Source organism: Sphingomonas sp. PEI4, from assembly GCF_056679955.1.
On record NZ_JBWXPI010000002.1, the window covers coordinates 88,790 to 104,890 of the forward strand.

Here is a 16,101-nt window from a genome sequence, read left to right on the forward strand (position 1 = left end):
GAGAGTGGATCCGAGGGGATTGCCTTGAAATGACCGGGCTCCGGGTCGAGCGGGATGGCGCGGTCGTGACGCTCACGCTCGACCGTCCGGAGTCGGCCAACGCAGTCGCCATCCCCCTCGCCCGCGAACTGATGGAAGCGGCGATCACCTGCGACGAAAACCCGGCGGCACGCTGCGTACTGGCTGACCGGCAGCGGGCGGTTCTTCTGTGTGGGCGGAGATATCGCGTCGTTCGGTGATGCTGGCGACCGCCTGCCGGCGCTGCTGAAGGAGATCACCACATCCGACGCGCTCAGCAATGCACCGTTGCCTGCAGCGGCAGGACAATCTTGTTTGCCGGACATCAAGGGGGACAAGGTTCTCCTGAGCGAAGTCGAAGGTCCGATGGGGTAGCGCTTCAAGCGCTACCCCATCGGACCTTCGACATGGACATTGCCGAGTTGCAATTGCCCAAGGCGAGCTATATCTGTTCGTAGACATCGACCGTACCAGCAAGCTCGCGGTGACACAGTTGGTCGACAAGGCTGACACGCGGACGGCCTGGAAGTTTCTCAAACATCTGCTAAATACCATATCTTACCGGATCCGTACGATCCTGACCGATAATGGCATACAGTTTTCAGAGCACCCCATAACCGCAATACCGCCTGGTCGCGGCAGATGCGCTTCGACATGATCTGCGAGGCAAACGACATTTAGTACCGCCACCAAGCCGGACCATCTCTGGACCACGGTCAGGTCGAGCGGATGAACCGCATTATCAAGGAAGCGACCGTCAAACGTTTCCACTATGAGAGCAATGAGCCGCTACGGGTGCACCTCGCCGACTCTATAGCGGCCTACAATTTCGCCCGTCGGCTCAAGACGCTCATTCTCTTAGCCCCCTACGATCATGATCAGCGCTCGATACACATGGCGATGCCCATCCCGCCTCCGATGCACAACGTCGCGAGGCCTTTCCTCGCGTCCTGCTTAGTCATTTCGTAGATCAACGTGGTCAGGACGCGCGCGCCGCTCGCGCCGATCGGGTGGCCAAGCGCTATTGCGCCGCCGTTGACGTTGACCTTCTCGGCGTCCCAGCCGAGCTCCTTTCCGACCGACAGAGCCTGCGCCGCGAATGCCTCGTTCGCCTCGATCAGCTCAAGGTCACCGACGGTCCAGCCTGCCTTCTCGAGCGCGCGCCGCGTCGCGGGAACTGGACCAATCCCCATGATCGACGGATCCACGCCGGCCGATGCCCAACTCCTGATTGTCGCGAGGACCAGCGAACCGCGGCGCTCGGCCTCCTCGCGGCTCATGATGACGAGTGCCGCGGCACCATCATTTAAGCCGCTCGCGTTCGCGGCAGTCACAGTGCCGTCCTTTTTAAAGGCAGGCTTCACGCCCGATACGCTGTCGATCGTCGCGCCCGCACGAATATATTCGTCGTCGGCCACGACGGTGTCGCCCTTGCGTCCTTTGATCGTGACGGTCGCGATCTCGTCTTTGAAGCGACCTGACCCACGTGCAACTTCGGCGCGGTTTTGCGAACGGACGGAAAATTGGTCCTGCTCGGCCCGCGTCACCTGATACAGCTCGGCTAAATTCTCAGCGGTGATACCCATGTGGTAGCCGTTGAAGACGTCGGTTAGCCCGTCGCTCACCATGGTGTCGATGAGGCTGAGATTGCCCATCTTCTGCCCGCCGCGCATCGACTGGGCGTGAGCGCTGAGCGACATCGATTCTTGGCCGCCCGCGACGACGATCGTCGCGTCGCCTGTCTGAATAGCCTGACATGCCAGGGCAACGGCGCAGGCCGGAACCGCAGACCTGGTTGACGCCCCACGCAGGCACTTCCTTCGGCACGCCCGCAGCCATCGACGCCTGGCGCGCGGGGTTTTGCCCCTGTGCCGCGGTCAGCACCTGCCCCATGATCACTTCTGACACGTCTTCGCCAGCGACGCCCGCCTGTTCGAGCGCTGCCTCAATCGCGATGCGACCGAGCTCATGCGCCGGGATCCCGGCGAACGCGCCGAGGAAGCTGCCAACAGGTGTACGCTTGGCAGCGGTGATAACAATATCCATTTCGATCCTCCCTCGGGTGGCGCATCGGGTTGCAGCCGGCATCGGTTCAGCTATCTGTATCTTCCCGGCCGGAATCTCCGCGTCAGCTAAAGCCCCTAAGCTAGTTCCTAGAGGACTGTTGCTCGCTATAAACTCTGCCCAGTATTTCCAAAATTGACGTACCGCACCAGCAACTATCAGCTGTAGAAGGACAGCAAAGGCTTATCCTCATAGCTGCTTTAGATCTCTAAACCTGATATGTAATGGGCGGAGGTCTTTGCTGCAATCTCGTCTTCGAGCACGCCTGGTGCCGTTTCAATCAGCTTGAAGCAGCTGTCGTGATTAATGCGTTGAAACACCGCCAAATCAGTGACGATCATGTCGACGACGTTCTTGCCCGTCAGCGGCAACGTGCAGGAAGGAATAAACTTGGGACTTCCATCCTTGGCGGTGTGATCCATCACCACGATGATCTGCTTGACGCCCGCGACGAGATCCATCGCGCCGCCCATGCCCTTGATCATCTTGCCCGGAATCATCCAGTTGGCGATGTCGCCGCCTTCGCTGACCTCCATCGCGCCCAACACCGTCAGGTCGATATGGCCGCCGCGGATCATCGCGAAGCTGTCCGCCGAGCTGAAGTACGACGAGGACGGTAATTCGCTGATCGTTTGCTTGCCGGCGTTTATCAGGTCGGGATCTACCTCGTCCTCGTACGGAAACGGCCCGATCCCGAGCATGCCGTTCTCCGACTGCAGTGTCACCGTCACGCCCTCGGGGATGTTGTTCGCGACGAGCGTAGGGATGCCAATGCCCAGATTTACGTAAAAGCCATCCTTCAATTCGCGGGCAGCGCGTGCCGCCATCTGGTTGCGGTTCCAAGCCATTATGTAGTCTCCCGTTCGCGCACTGTACGGAACTCGATTTTCTTGTCGTACTGCCCGCCCATAATCAGCCGGTTCACATAGATCCCGGGCAGGTGGATCGCATCGGGATCAAGGCTGCCGATGGGTACGATCTCCTCGACCTCCGCAACGCAGACCTTGCCCGCCGTTGCCATTGGCTGGTTGAAATTGCGTGCGGTCTTGCGGAAGATCAGGTTGCCCGTCTCGTCCGCCTTCCAGCCCTTGATCATCGACAGATCCGCCCGGATGCCGCGTTCGAGGATATACTCCTGCCCGTCAAAGGTTTTTACCTCCTTGCCTTCGGCCACCTGTGTGCCGACTCCGGTCTTGGTATAAAAGCCGGGAATACCCGCGCCGCCTGCGCGACAGCGCTCGGCAAGCGTTCCCTGCGGGCAGAACTCGACCTCCAACTCGCCGCTCAGATATTGCCGCTCGAACTCCTTGTTCTCGCCGACATAGCTGGAAATCATCTTCTTGACCTGACGGGATCGAAGCAGCTTACCCAACCCCTGCCCGTCGATCCCGGCATTGTTGCTGGCGATGGTCAGGTCCTTGACGCCCGACGCCTCGATCGCGTCGATCAGTCGTTCCGGGATCCCGCACAGGCCGAAGCCACCCGCACAGATCGTCATACCGTCGAACAGCACGCCCTCCAGGGCAAGGGCAGCATCCCCAAAGATCTTGTTCACAAAAAACCCCTATGAACTATTATGTATCTGAACAGCCAAACATCGGGAGCAAAATCTAGGTATCCGCTCCGGCGTCGCTGAGTGTTTGGATAATCGCCGAGAAGTCCATGCCGCCCTTCCCGGCAGCCGCGAACGCCTCGTAGCGCTCGGCTGCTTTTGCACCCATTGGTGTGTCTGCGCGGGTGTCTGCCGCCGCGGCCATAGCGAGCCGCAAATCCTTCAACATCAATGCTGCAGCGAACCCGCCCTGATAGTCATGATCAGCCGGCGTGTCGGGCCCAACCCCGGGCAGGGGGGCGTAAGACGTCATCGACCAGCTCTGCCCTGAAGAGACACTTGAAATGTCGTAAAAGGTCTGCGGATCCAGCCCCAGCTTCTGCGCCAGCACGAACGCCTCGCAGGTCGCGACCATCGTCGCGCCCAGCAGCATGTTGTTACAGATCTTTGCCGCCTGGCCCGCGCCGTTCACGCCGGCATGAATTACCGCCTTACCCATGTCCGCGAGAAAAGGTTGCGCGAGGCCGAACGCTTCAGCGGCACCGCCGACCATGAAGGTGAGCGTGCCGGCATTCGCCGCGCCGATTCCGCCCGAGACCGGCGCGTCGACCGCGGCAAGGCCTTTGGCCATCGCAGCACCAGCTACCTGTTTGGCAGTCGCGACGTCAATCGTCGAGCAGTCGATCAGAATTGCGGAGGGCAACGCGACGTCGAACAATGTCATATAGACATCGGCAACATGCTTGCCGGCCGGCAGCATCGTGACGATTGCGTCGGCGCCTTCGGCGGCGTCGGCGGCAGAACCAACGGGCAAACAGCCCGCAGCCTTGGCGCGCGCGAGCGCGCCTTCGCTTAGATCATAGGCGCGGACGTCGTGCCCCTTTTTCGCAAGGTTTGCGGCCATCCCACCGCCCATGTTGCCCAGACCAATGAATCCGACGCGTGCCATTTCTCTCTCCTATGTTGGTTCTCAGGCAGCCCAGTGGTGACGACGTCGCGTCATTTGCCCGTCCAGACCCCTGCACGTTTCTCGACGAACGCCGCCATACCCTCGCTCTGGCCCTCGGTCCCGAACAGCGCGTGGAACAGGCGGCGTTCGAACTGCACGCCCATGCGAAGCCCTGTCTCGAACGCGGCGTTGACCATTTCCTTGTTCGCCAACACCGCGAGCGGTGCCATCCCGGCGATCGCTATGGCGGTCTTCACCGCCTCCTCGACCAGATCCGCGGCCGGGACGATGCGGCTGACGAGCCCCGCGCGCTCGGCTTCCTCGGCGCCCATCATTCTTCCAGTCAGGCACATCTCCATAGCCTTGGCTTTGCCCACCGCGCGCGTAAGGCGCTGCGATCCACCCATGCCAGGCGAGACCGCCAGCTTGATCTCGGGCTGGCCAAATTTGGCCGTGTCGGCGGCGAGGATGAAGTCGCACATCATTGCCAGTTCGCACCCGCCACCGAGCGCGAAGCCCGACACTGCCGCGATCACGGGTTTACGCGTCGCGGTGAACCGCTCCCAGCCGGCGAAGAAGTTGCTGGCGTACATGTCGGCAAAGCCTTGCGCCTGCATTTCCTTGATGTCGGCGCCGGCCGCAAACGCCTTCTCGCTGCCGGTGAGCACCGCGCAACCTTGCGTCGCGTCCGCGTCGAACGCAGCAAACGCGGCGAGCAGCTCGGAGAGGATCTGCGAGTTGAGCGCGTTGAGCGCCTGTGGCCGGTTGAGCGTGACGAGCGTCACGGCCCCCCGCTGTTCGACGATGATGGTTTTGTATTCGGCCATTCAACTCTCCTTATTCGTCGCCCCAGCATAGGCCGGGGTCCTTGTGGGGCGTACGGACCGCCAACACGGTAGAGGAATGCCAGCCTCCGCTGGATCACGCGCTATCCTGGGGTCCAGGCCTCGTTCTCAGCCAACGGCGCGAAGATCTGGTCGATCACGTGATCGGTCACGGCCTCTGGGGTCGACGGATCCCAGCGCGGCGCATTGTCCTTGTCGACGATCAACGCACGGACACCTTCGATAAAATCGTGGCGCTGCACCATATGCGCTCCAACCGCATACTCCTGACGCATCTCGTCGGCAAAGTTCATCATTGTCGCGCCTTCGCGCAGCAGGCGAAGCGACACCTTCATCGTCTGCGGCGACTTGGTCTTGAGCGTGACGAGCGTCTCCGTGGCCCAGTCTCCGCCATCCGCATCGAGTGCGGCAAAGATGTCCTCCAGCGAATCGGACCCGAACAACCGGTCGATTGCATCGCCTTGCGCGAGTATGCGCGCATCCGGCGGCGTAACCGCGAATGCATTGAGCACGTCGGCGATGCCCTGCGGCGCGGCGCCGATGCGGGCCTTTGCGTCGTCCAGCGAAGTGCTCGGCAGATAATGCGTAGCCAACCCAAGCGCGAGGCACTCCCCCCCGTCGAGCCGGTGCCCGGTCAGCGCCAGAAATTGCCCTATCCGTCCCGGCAGCCGTGACAGATACCAGCCGCCCCCGACATCGGGGAACAGCCCGATCCCGGTCTCGGGCATCGCGAACTTCGTGTTCTCGGTTGCCACGCGGTAGGTGCATGGCAGCGCGAGCCCCACGCCGCCGCCCATCGTGATCCCGTCCATGAACGCGACGATCGGCTTGGCGTAGGTGAACAGCCGGTGGTTCATCCGGTATTCGGCATGGAAGAAGGCTCGCGCGGCGACGCCGTCGCTCGCCCCGCTCTCGGCAAGCATCCGGATATCGCCGCCCGCGCAGAACCCGCGTCCCTCGGCGTGATCGATCACGATCGCTTCCACAGCTGCGGTCGAACGCCAATCTTCGAGCACCTCAAGCACGCCGTCGCACATGGCGAGGTTCAGCGCATGGATAGCCTTTGGTCGATTGAGCCGGATCCGACCGATGGGGCCATCAATTTCGACAATAAGCGGGTCTGTCATGACGTAATCTCTTTGCGAGACATTCCGGTCCCCTCTGCCCAACTGCGTGCAGAGTTAGTTCGCGCAGCGGCGCAGGGGATGCGGGGGACAGATGGGTGTTCGCTGCGCGCGGTCATTGCCGGATCAGCTCGCGGCCGACGATCATCCGCATCACCTGATTGGTCCCCTCAAGGATCGAGTGCACCCGCAAGTCGCGCAAGAACCGCTCGATCGGATAATCCTGCAGGTACCCGTACCCGCCATGTAGCTGGAGCGCGCGATCGACGACGCTCGACCCGGTATCTGTGGCCAGGCGCTTGGCCATCGCCGCGAACTTGGTCTTGTCGGGCGCATTGGCGGTCACCTTCGCGGCCGCCATGTAGAGCAGCGCGCGCGATGCCTCCAGTTCGGTTGCCATGTCCGCCAGCGTGAACTGCGTGTTCTGAAAGTCGGCGATTGCCTTGCCGAACTGCTTTCGGTCCCTGGTGTAACCGATCGCTTCGTCCAGGCACCGTTGGGCGCCCCCCAGCGAGCATGCCCCGATGTTCAGCCGCCCGCCGTCCAGGCCCATCATGGCGATCCGAAACCCCTCGCCTTCGCGGCCGATCAGATTTTCACCGGGCACGCGCACGCCGTCGAAGATCACGGCCCGCGTCGGCTGCGAATGCCAGCCGAGCTTCTTCTCGTTCGCGCCGAAGCTGACGCCCGCCATGTCCTTCTCGATCACTAGGCAAGAAATACCCTTGGGCCCCTCCGCCCCGGTGCGGACCATCGTGACGTACACCTCGTTCTCACCGGCGCCGGATATGAACTGCTTCGAGCCAGTCACTATCCAGTCGTCACCGTCCTTTACCGCGCGCGTCTTCAGCGCCGCGGCGTCGGATCCCGAAGAGGATTCGGTCAAGCAATAGCTCGCCAGCCGGTCCATCGACACGAGGCTCGGTAAATACTTGTCCTTGACCACTTGCGATCCGAACCGATCGATCATCCACGAAGCCATGTTGTGGATGCTGATGAACGCGCTCGTCGAAGGACAGCCATAGGCCATCGCCTCCATGATCAGCGCCGCCTCCAGCCGTCCAAGAGCGATCCCGCCGCTCTCTTCGCTGACATAGATGGCTGCAAAGCCGAGTTCGGCCGCCTCCCTGATCGTCTCGCGCGGGAAGATGTGCTTCTCATCCCACTCGGCAGCCTGCGGCGTAATCCGGTCGGCGGTAAAGCGACGCGCCAGTTCCTGAATCTCACGCTGGTCGTCGGTCAGGTCGAACTGAGTCACAATCGTCAACCCATCGTTGGAATGACGAAGGCGTCATTGTTCCGAGCCGGGCCACCGTCCTCCGCCATCGCAGGCAGCGCCGATCCGTCGGGCCAGCGCTGCGTGATCGTCTTGACCTTGGTCCAGAACTTCACGCCTTCCATGCCGTGCTGGTTGGTGTCGCCGAATGCGCTGCGCTTCCAGCCGCCGAACGTGTGGTACGCAACAGGCACCGGGATCGGCACGTTGATCCCGACCATGCCGACGTTCACGCGAGCGGCAAACTCGCGTGCGGCATGGCCATTGCGCGTAAAGATCGCCACGCCGTTGCCGTACTGATGCTCGCTGGGCAGCCGCACCGCATCGTCGAAGTCCTTCGCGCGCACGATCTGCAGCACGGGGCCGAAAATCTCTTCCTTGTATGCGCTCATGTCCGTGGTGACGTGGTCGAACAGCGATGGCCCGACGAAGAACCCCTTCTCATGTCCTTGCAGTTCGAACCCGCGCCCATCAACCACCAGTTCCGCGCCCTCATCGACGCCAGTCTGTATCCACTGCTCAATCCGCGCCTTGTGTACCGCCGTCACGACCGGGCCGTAATGCGCGTCGCTGTCGGTCGAAACGCCAACGCGGAGCGCTGCGATCGCTGGGATAAGCTTCTCACGTAGAGCCTCGGCGGTCTTGTCGCCCACCGGCACAACCACAGGCAGCGCCATGCAGCGTTCGCCCGCGCTGCCGAACGCTGCACCCGACAGATCCGCGACCACCTGGTCAAGGTCCGCATCAGGCATGACGATGCCGTGGTTCTTGGCCCCGCCCATTGCCTGCACGCGCTTGCCCGCCGCGACGCCCCGCTTGTAGACGTAATGCGCAATGTCAGACGAGCCGACAAAGCTCACCGCGCTGATCGCTGGATGATCGAGGATTGCGTCAACCATCTCCTTGTCACCGTGCACAACCTGCAGAATGCCCGCGGGCAGCCCAGCCTCGAGAAACAGTTCGCCCAGCCGGACTGGGACGCTCGGATCGCGTTCGCTCGGCTTCATGATGAACGCGTTACCCGTCGCAATGGCGACGCCGCTCATCCACAGCGGTATCATCCCCGGAAAGTTGAACGGCGTGATGCCTGCGCCGATGCCCAGTGGCTGACGCATCGAATAGACGTCGATCCCTGGCCCGGCTCCTTGGGTATATTCGCCCTTCAGAATGTGCGGAATGCCGCAGCAGAATTCGATCACCTCAAGCCCGCGCTGGATATCGCCCTTCGAGTCCGCGATTACCTTGCCGTGCTCGGACGAGAGCATATGCGCCAGCTCGTCCATGTTCGCTTCGACGAGCCGCTTGAACTCGAACATCACACGCGCCCGGCGCTGTGGGTTGGTCGCAGCCCAGCCCGGCTGTGCCTTTTGCGCGGCTGCAACCGCCAGATCGAGATCGGCCTGCGTGCCGAGTACGACGCTCGCCTGCACCAGCCCGGTGTTGGGATCAAACACGTCGCCACGCCGCCCGCCTGCGGTGGGGCTGGCGCCTGCGATCAGATGTTCGATGCTACGGATTTGGGTTGCCATGAGGTTCTCCTAAGTTGGAAACGCTACAACACTTTGAAGTCGCGACATCAAGCTATGGACATGCAGGTCGCGCCTGCATATTTGCAGGTGATGGACTGGAGCGATCTACCGATCTTTCTTGAAGTGGCGCGTGCGCACCAACTTGGCCGCGCTGCCGCAACTTTGGGGATTGACGCGACAACGGTGGGTCGCCGCCTCAGGCGACTTGAGCAAGCTATCGGACAACGGTTGTTCGAACAAAGCATTGAGGGGCAGACATTGACGTCGGCAGGCGAAGATCTTCTTGCCCGCGCTGAATCGATGGCCGCGATTGCTGCTAAAATGCGTGCATCACCAGACAGCGAGAACGGTATCAGGGGAACGGTACGCGTAAGCGTAGCGGAAGGGTTCGGAACCTGGTTCGTCAGCCGATATCTGACTGATTTTGCTAATCACCATCCCTCGCTGAACATCGATCTGGTAGCCAACAGCGGCTTCTTGAATCCGACGCGTCGAGAGACGGATGTTGCTGTACTTCTGGCCCGTCCCCGGCGTGGGCCATTGAAAACCCGCAAGCTCACCAACTATGCGCTACGTCTATACGCGTCGGCTGCCTATCTCGCTGAAACAGGACCGATTGAGACGAGCGCCGACCTCCGAACGCGACGGATGATCGGCTATGTACCAGATATTATCTACGCTCCCGAGCTCCGCTATCTTGAGGAGGTCCCAGGCGCACGCAGCCCCAGCCTGCGATCATCCAGTATCAATGCGCAAGCGCGTATGGTGGCGAGTGGTGCAGGCGTCGCAGTACTTCCCTGCTTCATCGGTGATGCTGATCCTACCCTGATCGCGATCCTCCCGGAGATCATGATAAAGCGGGCATTCTGGCTTGTGACCCATCAGGATACCGGGCGCTTCACAGCCATTCGCGCTTTTACTGACTGGCTGACAGCACTCGTCACAACCGAACAGCGGGCGTTGGCACCGTTTGAAGTCGCCGATTCCATACAGACCTGACGCGCTGTTGCTGCTCGGACTGCATGCCTCGTCGTGGCGACCAATCGCATGCTACCACTCGTGACGAACCTACCCCGTACGGCTTCCCTCCATTCCAACGAAGAATTTGCACCATCAGACCCGGGGTCAAACACCTAGGCGCTCTTGCCCGCAACTACTTCGTCGCCTTCACATTGCGACAGCATCCAAGTCCTATATAGCCGTGTCATGCCTAGAATCATTGCTCCACCACCTGCACAATATCTCCGAGCGGATGCGATTCGCGGGGGCATGGACCTGCTGATGTTTGCCCACAGGTCTCATCTGTTACACGCAGATCAAGCTTTAGCCGAACACGGACTTGGCCGTGCGCACCACCGCGTCCTGTACATACTGTCTAGAAACCCCGGCGGTACAGTAACCCAAATTCTGGGATTTCTTGGGATAACTAAGCAGTCTTTGGGCCGTGTGATGAAGGATTTGCAAAAGAGAGATATGGTTGAAGCGCGTATTGGCGAGAGCGACCGCCGCAATAAACTATTACACTTAACGCCCAAAGGTTATGAGCTTGAAAGGTTTCTTTTCGACGAGCTTCAGGAAAATATGGCCCGTGCATATGCAGCTGCTGGGGAATCGGCCGTCGAAGGCTACTGGACGTTGATGCAGCATCTTATGAGCCCAGCGGCACATGAGGATTTTTTGACCTTCAATGATCGTCCGACCAGAGCCGGATAATGAGACTGGAACTAGACACGCTCTCTAAGAGCCGTCTGGAATGACAATCCTGGCGGGACGGGTGATCTTCTCGATCGTCGTTCCTTATCAAGAAAGTCAGTCAGTGCTCCGATAGCAGAAGCTACTATTGCTGGTAGGCGAGCGTAACAGATTCGACGTTCGCTGAATCGCCCATAATAAGGTCGATGGGCTGGTGCAAGGCAGACCGAACGCTAGACATATCCGCGTCTTGCCGTTGCTAATCGAGTCTCCGGCTTACTCCATCAGCATGGCCGTTGAGTTACCTTCGCACGTCAAACGCAGCTTACTGACCGGTTTTTCGTACATCGCGCGGATACATGAACACCCTGCCCCGCTTCAGGATACGGGGAACGTCAGCAACCATCAATCGTGTTTAACGCAAGTTGTAGTTAGCGCCCAGCTCATCGTTCGTGCGTGCAACGTGATCGTCAATAAGGCGTTTTATATCGGAGGACCGGTGCGAGGCATTTGACATATTCGTGGCGAATTTCCGCTTGCCGTTCGGGGTTTTTGTGCCCGTATCGGTAATGACTCACGACCCGATCTCCCGTTCATAGTGAATTCGTGCACGCCCCCAGACTAGAGTACAAAGAGCGTTTGAGTCCTCCCTAAAGGCCGGCAGTCACTGCACGCCAACGGCTCAACGCATTCCTGATTCAACCTGACTTATGTGGATCAGCGCCGAAAGTGGAATCTCTTCTGAGCGAGGCAACTACCAGTAATCCTTTGGAGAGCATGGGTGCCAGATCGACAGATTGGGGAACCCTGGCTATGTTAAGCTTCGACGTAGATTTAATAACTTGGTCAACATGGTCCCCACTTTCGGCGCCGATCTACACTTTGCTTGCAAGCATCCCTGAGCGAGCCGGCGTCGTAGCCGCGGTTCCCGAGCAGCAAATGCGCTTTGGACAGATCGTCCAGCAGCGCAGCCGCACGGGTGTACTCGCCGCGGCCTCCCTCGGCTGGCCCGCAAGGATCGGCCTCGCCCCCTCCGGGCTACCAGACGAGGTGAAGGGCATCCAAGCTGCAGGTGAGGCCCAGCACGTTTCGGACCTCGCTGCCTGGCAGAATGGTGAAATCGGGAATACACTTCAACCACTCCCGCAGGAAAACTTTCACCTCGCGACGTGCAAGCATGGCGCCCGGACAGGTGTGCGGCCCCGTTCCGAATATGCTGTGGCGCCCGGCGACTGGACGGTTGAAGTCGACCGTCAGGGGATCGGAGATCCTACGGTCGTCCAGCCCGCAAAGCATGTGTATTGGAAGAATCGTATCGTTGGCGAGGATCTGCACGTCCCTGAAGAGTATGTCCTGCGAAACGGTGCGGCCCGTGATGATGATGCCATGGCGACGGAAAAGCTCCTCGATGGCGCTTCTCAGGAAGTCGTCGTCGTCCAGTCTGTCGATGAGCTGGTGCCTCTGGACTTCGTTGTTTGCGAGGAAATTCATAATGTACGACAGCATCGAGGCGACCGTGTCGAGACCAGCGAACATCAGCATGACGATATAGGCCGATGCCTCATCCTCGTCGATCATCGCCCCATCGACTTCGCAGTTCACGATCTTGCTTGCAAGATCGGTGCCGGGATTGGCGCGACGCGCGCGAACCGTGTTCTGTATGTACTGGAACACCTCACCCTGCGCCTCGCCGCGTATCTCCTGCGAACCGCCCTTGACGAATCGTTCGACGAGCGGGTGCAGACGAAGTCGCTCTTCTCGTGGCAAATCCACCAGATCGAGGAAGATGCACATCGGCAGTATCTGCGCAAAGTCCGCCACGAACTCGCAACCTCCCTTCGGCTTGAGTCCATCGATCAGCGATGTCGTCAGTTCACGAACGCTCTCCTCCATGGCGTCGATCACCTTCGGAACGAGCCCCAGCGTCAGCGGCTTGCGGAGCTGCGTGTGACGCGGCGGATCGATCTCGATGGGAACGAGCCTGGGCGCAGAATCGTCGCGCGGTATGAGGATGCGCGTGCTCGAAAACACCTGAGTGTTGCGCAGTATACCCTCGACGTCGTCGGCGCGGGTGAACACCCAGTGCCCGCCGTTCATCGGCGTCCAGAATATGTCAGGGTGGCTCTGCTGTAGGGCGTAGTAGGCAGCCTGCGCATCGGTCTCACCTCCCGGCACGTCGTACATGTCAAACTCGAAGACGAGTTCCTGAGGGACATGGTCCGGCTTTTGGCATCTAGCGGCGACGTTCATATGCTCTCCTATCGTCATTGGTGTTTGACACTCTCGAAATTAGCTCGATTCAGGCCAGCTCAGCGGCCGGTCCACGGCCACTCGCAAGCCGAACATCGTTGCTCCGGCTGCTCAGGCAGATCGTCCTGTGTTGCACGTGCGGCCCTTACGAAGAGGCTCGCCCCCACCCCCCAAGTCCGGCGCGTCTCCCCACCCGCCCGATCGGCAGGAGGCGGTACGGCCCATTCTCTCCGCCTGAACGATGTGCGCTATTGAGTGATGCGTCAATAGGTGCTTATAGTACCTTCGGTGATACGCCACCCTGCGATGCGTTATGACCGCCGATGGGCCGCCCGCGCGCCATCGGGAGGTTAGGAGTTGTATGCCCGTGATGTCGTCGAACGATTTGGAAGTGTTTGAACCCGCAGCGTCGGACGGGAAGACGGGGATCGTCGACGTCACCCGCCCAGGCCGGTCCGCCACCAACGAAGACGCGGACGGTCTTCGCAATGTCAAACGCCCCAGAGCAGGCCGCATGGCTAAGACGGAGCGAGCCGCCATGATCCGGGAATGCGCCCTGCGGGTCGTCGCAAGGCACGGGATCGGCAACACTAATCATCCCCTCGTCGCAGCGGAAGCGCAGACTTCCGTCGCGACGGTGTTCTTCTACTTCCCGACGCATATGCGACTGCTGGAATACGTTCTGGAAGACGTGGCAACGTTCCTGCTGAACGATATCGTACGGAAAGTCGCGAACGCCGCGGCGAACGTCCACTCGGCGATCGAACGGATACTGCTGGCGTTTGCCGAGTCGATCGACGTCGACCCTGACATGGCGCGAGTGTGGCTGGACTGGAGCACGGCGATCCGCTCCGACGTATGGGTCAGGTACCTCGCCTTCCACCAGCAGGCTTGCGGTTTGATCCAAGACCTTCTCCTGGTCGGACAGCGTGAGGGTTCATTGCGCCGCTCGATCGACGCTTCGGACGCGGCCCGGGTCATCGTCGGTCTGGCTCACATGATCGCGCAGATGAAGTTCTCAGGCTCTTCCACGGCAGAGGTGCATCGGGCGGTGCATGTGCTGCTGCTGAATTACATCGGAGGCGGGGGCGGCGAAGGGAATCCGGTCGCCGCCGAAAAGGAGAGCGGTGCTACAGCGCAGGGAGAACCCGAATGATCGAAACGCAGCCGGTCTTCGGTCAGGACAGCCGGGTGGTGATCGTCGGCGCAGGCCATGCCGGCGGCAGCGTCGCCGCATTCCTGCGGCAGTTCGGGCATCGCGGACCGATCACGCTGGTCGGCGATCAGCTCTACGCACCCTACCAGCGTCCGCCGTTATCGAAGGCCTACCTCAAGGGGGGAACCGACGCCGAGGCGCTCAAGCTGAAAGCCGACGCCTTCTACGCCGCCCAAGACATCACGTTGCGGCTAGGGTCGGCCGTCGCATCCATTAAACCCGGCAAGCAGCGCGTCTTCCTAGAAGGCGGCGGCCACGAGGCGTACGACTGCCTGATTTTGGCTACTGGAAGTACCGCACGGGCGCTTCCTCTGGCGGGCGCTGATGCACCGAACGTGCACATGCTCCGTTCGATCGCCGACGCCGACGCGCTGCGAGCGGAGATGGGTCCCGGCCGACGTCTGGCCATCATCGGCGGCGGCTACGTCGGGCTGGAGGTCGCCGCCTCGGCCCGCGCGCTGGGCGCCGAAGCGGTGATCGTTGAGCGCGAGGCACGCTTGCTGGCACGTACGGCCTGCGAACCGCTGTCGCGCTTCTTCAGCGACTACCATGCCGCACGTGGCGTCGAGATTGTCTGCGGCGCGGCGGTCGACGCGTTGGAGCATGATCCCGACGGCATGGTATCGGGGCTGATCTTGGCCGATGGCCGTGGAATCAAATGCGACTTCGTCCTCGTCGGCATCGGCGCCTCCCCGTGCGACGAACTCGCCGCGACCGCCGGAATCGCCTGCGACGGGGGCGTGCTGGTCGACATCCAGAGTCGCACCAGCGATCCTCGCATCTTCGCCGTCGGCGACATGACCCGGAGGCCGATGCCGCTGTACGGCGGCGTCATGGTGCGCCTCGAGAGCGTCCCTAACGCTCTAGAGCAGAGCCGCCAGGTGGCTCACGCGATCCTCGGCCGAGCGTCGCCGGCGAACGAGGTCCCGTGGTTCTGGTCCGACCAGTACGACCTCAAGTTGCAGATCGCCGGTATCACGCTGGGTTCAGAAGATCTCCTGATCCGAGGCAGCGTCGCATCGGCCCGTTTCGCGATATTCCACATGAACGGCGATCGGGTTCGGGCGGTCGAAGCAGTCAACGCAGTGCCCGAATTCATGGTCGGCCGTCAGCTGATCGCCTCGGGTCTTGCGGTGTCTCGCGCCCGACTGCTGGATCCGGCGCTGACGATGAAGCAGATCGTCGAAGATCAGAGAGAAGAGGTTTAGCATGGCACGAGTCGTTTTCATCAGTCGGAACAGCACCGAGTACGCGCTGGACGCACGTCCCGGACTGTCGGTCATGGAGGCAGCCACTCAGAACGGGATACCTGGCATATTCGGCGACTGCGGGGGCGCAGGCGCCTGCGCGACCTGTCACGTATATGTCGACGCGGCTTGGCAAGAGGCGACCGGATCCCCGTCGGAGTCCGAAGCCGCGATGCTCGAATACGCGGCAGACGTTCGCTCGAATTCGCGCCTGTCTTGTCAGATTAACGTAACCCAGGAGCTCGACGGTCTGACCCTGACCTTGCCCGACGTGCAGTGAGCCCCGCAGCGATGGTCCTGCCCGCAATCTTCAGCCATGCCTCGGACCTCCCTCTCCGG

Annotated in this window: 14 protein-coding genes and 3 pseudogenes; 7 read left to right on the top strand and 10 right to left on the bottom strand. The window is 61.1% G+C overall.

Annotated features, from left to right (window positions below; all coding sequences use genetic code 11):
- Positions 1-29: 29 nt before the first annotated feature.
- Both AC1MLZ_RS19550 and AC1MLZ_RS19555 read left to right on the top strand, forming a co-directional pair.
- The gene (locus tag AC1MLZ_RS19550; protein ID WP_480961665.1) at positions 30-239 is read left to right on the top strand and encodes a hypothetical protein; all 210 of its coding nucleotides are present in this window, start codon (positions 30-32) and stop codon (positions 237-239) included.
- Positions 240-666: 427 nt separating this feature from the next.
- Positions 667-891: pseudogene (locus tag AC1MLZ_RS19555) on the top strand (IS481 family transposase); the annotation flags it as partial.
- A 5-nt stretch (positions 892-896) separates the two neighbouring features.
- Here AC1MLZ_RS19555 and AC1MLZ_RS19560 read toward each other — a convergent pair.
- The 8 genes and pseudogenes from AC1MLZ_RS19560 to AC1MLZ_RS19595 all read right to left on the bottom strand — a co-directional run bounded on the left by AC1MLZ_RS19560 (position 897) and on the right by AC1MLZ_RS19595 (position 9,345).
- Positions 897-2,064, bottom strand: a pseudogene (locus tag AC1MLZ_RS19560) (acetyl-CoA C-acetyltransferase).
- A 218-nt stretch (positions 2,065-2,282) separates the two neighbouring features.
- Entirely contained in the window at positions 2,283-2,930 is a 648-nt protein-coding gene (locus AC1MLZ_RS19565) for a 3-oxoacid CoA-transferase subunit B (RefSeq protein ID WP_480961666.1), read from the bottom strand.
- On the bottom strand, positions 2,930-3,637 hold the full coding sequence (locus AC1MLZ_RS19570; RefSeq protein ID WP_480961667.1) for a CoA transferase subunit A: 708 nt from the start codon (positions 3,635-3,637) through the stop codon (positions 2,930-2,932). Before AC1MLZ_RS19570 ends, AC1MLZ_RS19565 begins: the two co-directional genes overlap by 1 nt.
- Before the next feature lie 55 nt (positions 3,638-3,692).
- Entirely contained in the window at positions 3,693-4,583 is an 891-nt protein-coding gene (gene mmsB, locus AC1MLZ_RS19575; RefSeq protein WP_480961668.1) for a 3-hydroxyisobutyrate dehydrogenase, read from the bottom strand.
- Between the two features lie 50 nt (positions 4,584-4,633).
- Entirely contained in the window at positions 4,634-5,410 is a 777-nt protein-coding gene (locus AC1MLZ_RS19580) for an enoyl-CoA hydratase (protein ID WP_480961669.1), read from the bottom strand.
- Between the two features lie 101 nt (positions 5,411-5,511).
- Complete coding sequence (locus AC1MLZ_RS19585; RefSeq protein ID WP_480961670.1) at positions 5,512-6,555, bottom strand: enoyl-CoA hydratase/isomerase family protein; 1,044 nt, start codon at positions 6,553-6,555, stop codon at positions 5,512-5,514.
- A gap of 112 nt (positions 6,556-6,667) precedes the next feature.
- Entirely contained in the window at positions 6,668-7,810 is a 1,143-nt protein-coding gene (locus tag AC1MLZ_RS19590) for an acyl-CoA dehydrogenase family protein (protein ID WP_480961922.1), read from the bottom strand.
- 5 nt (positions 7,811-7,815) lie between these two features.
- On the bottom strand, positions 7,816-9,345 hold the full coding sequence (locus AC1MLZ_RS19595; protein WP_480961923.1) for a CoA-acylating methylmalonate-semialdehyde dehydrogenase: 1,530 nt from the start codon (positions 9,343-9,345) through the stop codon (positions 7,816-7,818).
- A gap of 66 nt (positions 9,346-9,411) precedes the next feature.
- On the opposite strand from AC1MLZ_RS19595, the gene AC1MLZ_RS19600 reads away from it, so the two are divergent.
- Together AC1MLZ_RS19600 and AC1MLZ_RS19605 are read left to right on the top strand one after the other, a co-directional pair.
- Positions 9,412-10,356: a LysR family transcriptional regulator gene (locus AC1MLZ_RS19600; RefSeq protein ID WP_480961671.1), complete on the top strand. Its 945-nt coding sequence runs from the start codon at positions 9,412-9,414 to the stop codon at positions 10,354-10,356.
- A gap of 270 nt (positions 10,357-10,626) precedes the next feature.
- A complete protein-coding gene (locus AC1MLZ_RS19605) occupies positions 10,627-11,070 on the top strand; it encodes a MarR family winged helix-turn-helix transcriptional regulator (protein WP_480961672.1) in 444 nt (147 codons plus the stop codon).
- Between the two features lie 864 nt (positions 11,071-11,934).
- Here the strand turns inward: AC1MLZ_RS19605 and AC1MLZ_RS19610 are convergent.
- Positions 11,935-12,033: pseudogene (locus AC1MLZ_RS19610) on the bottom strand (IS5/IS1182 family transposase); the annotation flags it as partial.
- A gap of 54 nt (positions 12,034-12,087) precedes the next feature.
- Complete coding sequence (locus AC1MLZ_RS19615) at positions 12,088-13,299, bottom strand: cytochrome P450 (protein WP_480961673.1); 1,212 nt, start codon at positions 13,297-13,299, stop codon at positions 12,088-12,090.
- 361 nt (positions 13,300-13,660) lie between these two features.
- Here AC1MLZ_RS19615 and AC1MLZ_RS19620 point away from each other — a divergent pair, with 361 nt between their 5' ends.
- The 3 genes from AC1MLZ_RS19620 to AC1MLZ_RS19630 are packed head-to-tail and all read left to right on the top strand — an operon-like array spanning position 13,661 to position 16,042.
- Positions 13,661-14,455, top strand: a complete 795-nt coding sequence (locus AC1MLZ_RS19620) for a TetR/AcrR family transcriptional regulator (protein ID WP_480961674.1) — start codon at positions 13,661-13,663, stop codon at positions 14,453-14,455.
- Positions 14,452-15,723, top strand: a complete 1,272-nt coding sequence (locus AC1MLZ_RS19625; RefSeq protein ID WP_480961675.1) for an NAD(P)/FAD-dependent oxidoreductase — start codon at positions 14,452-14,454, stop codon at positions 15,721-15,723. Before AC1MLZ_RS19620 ends, AC1MLZ_RS19625 begins: the two co-directional genes overlap by 4 nt.
- 1 nt (position 15,724) lies before the next feature.
- Positions 15,725-16,042 carry a 2Fe-2S iron-sulfur cluster-binding protein gene (locus AC1MLZ_RS19630; protein ID WP_480961676.1) on the top strand — a complete coding sequence of 106 codons (318 nt, stop codon included), beginning with the start codon at positions 15,725-15,727 and terminating at the stop codon, positions 16,040-16,042.
- Positions 16,043-16,101: the final 59 nt, after the last annotated feature.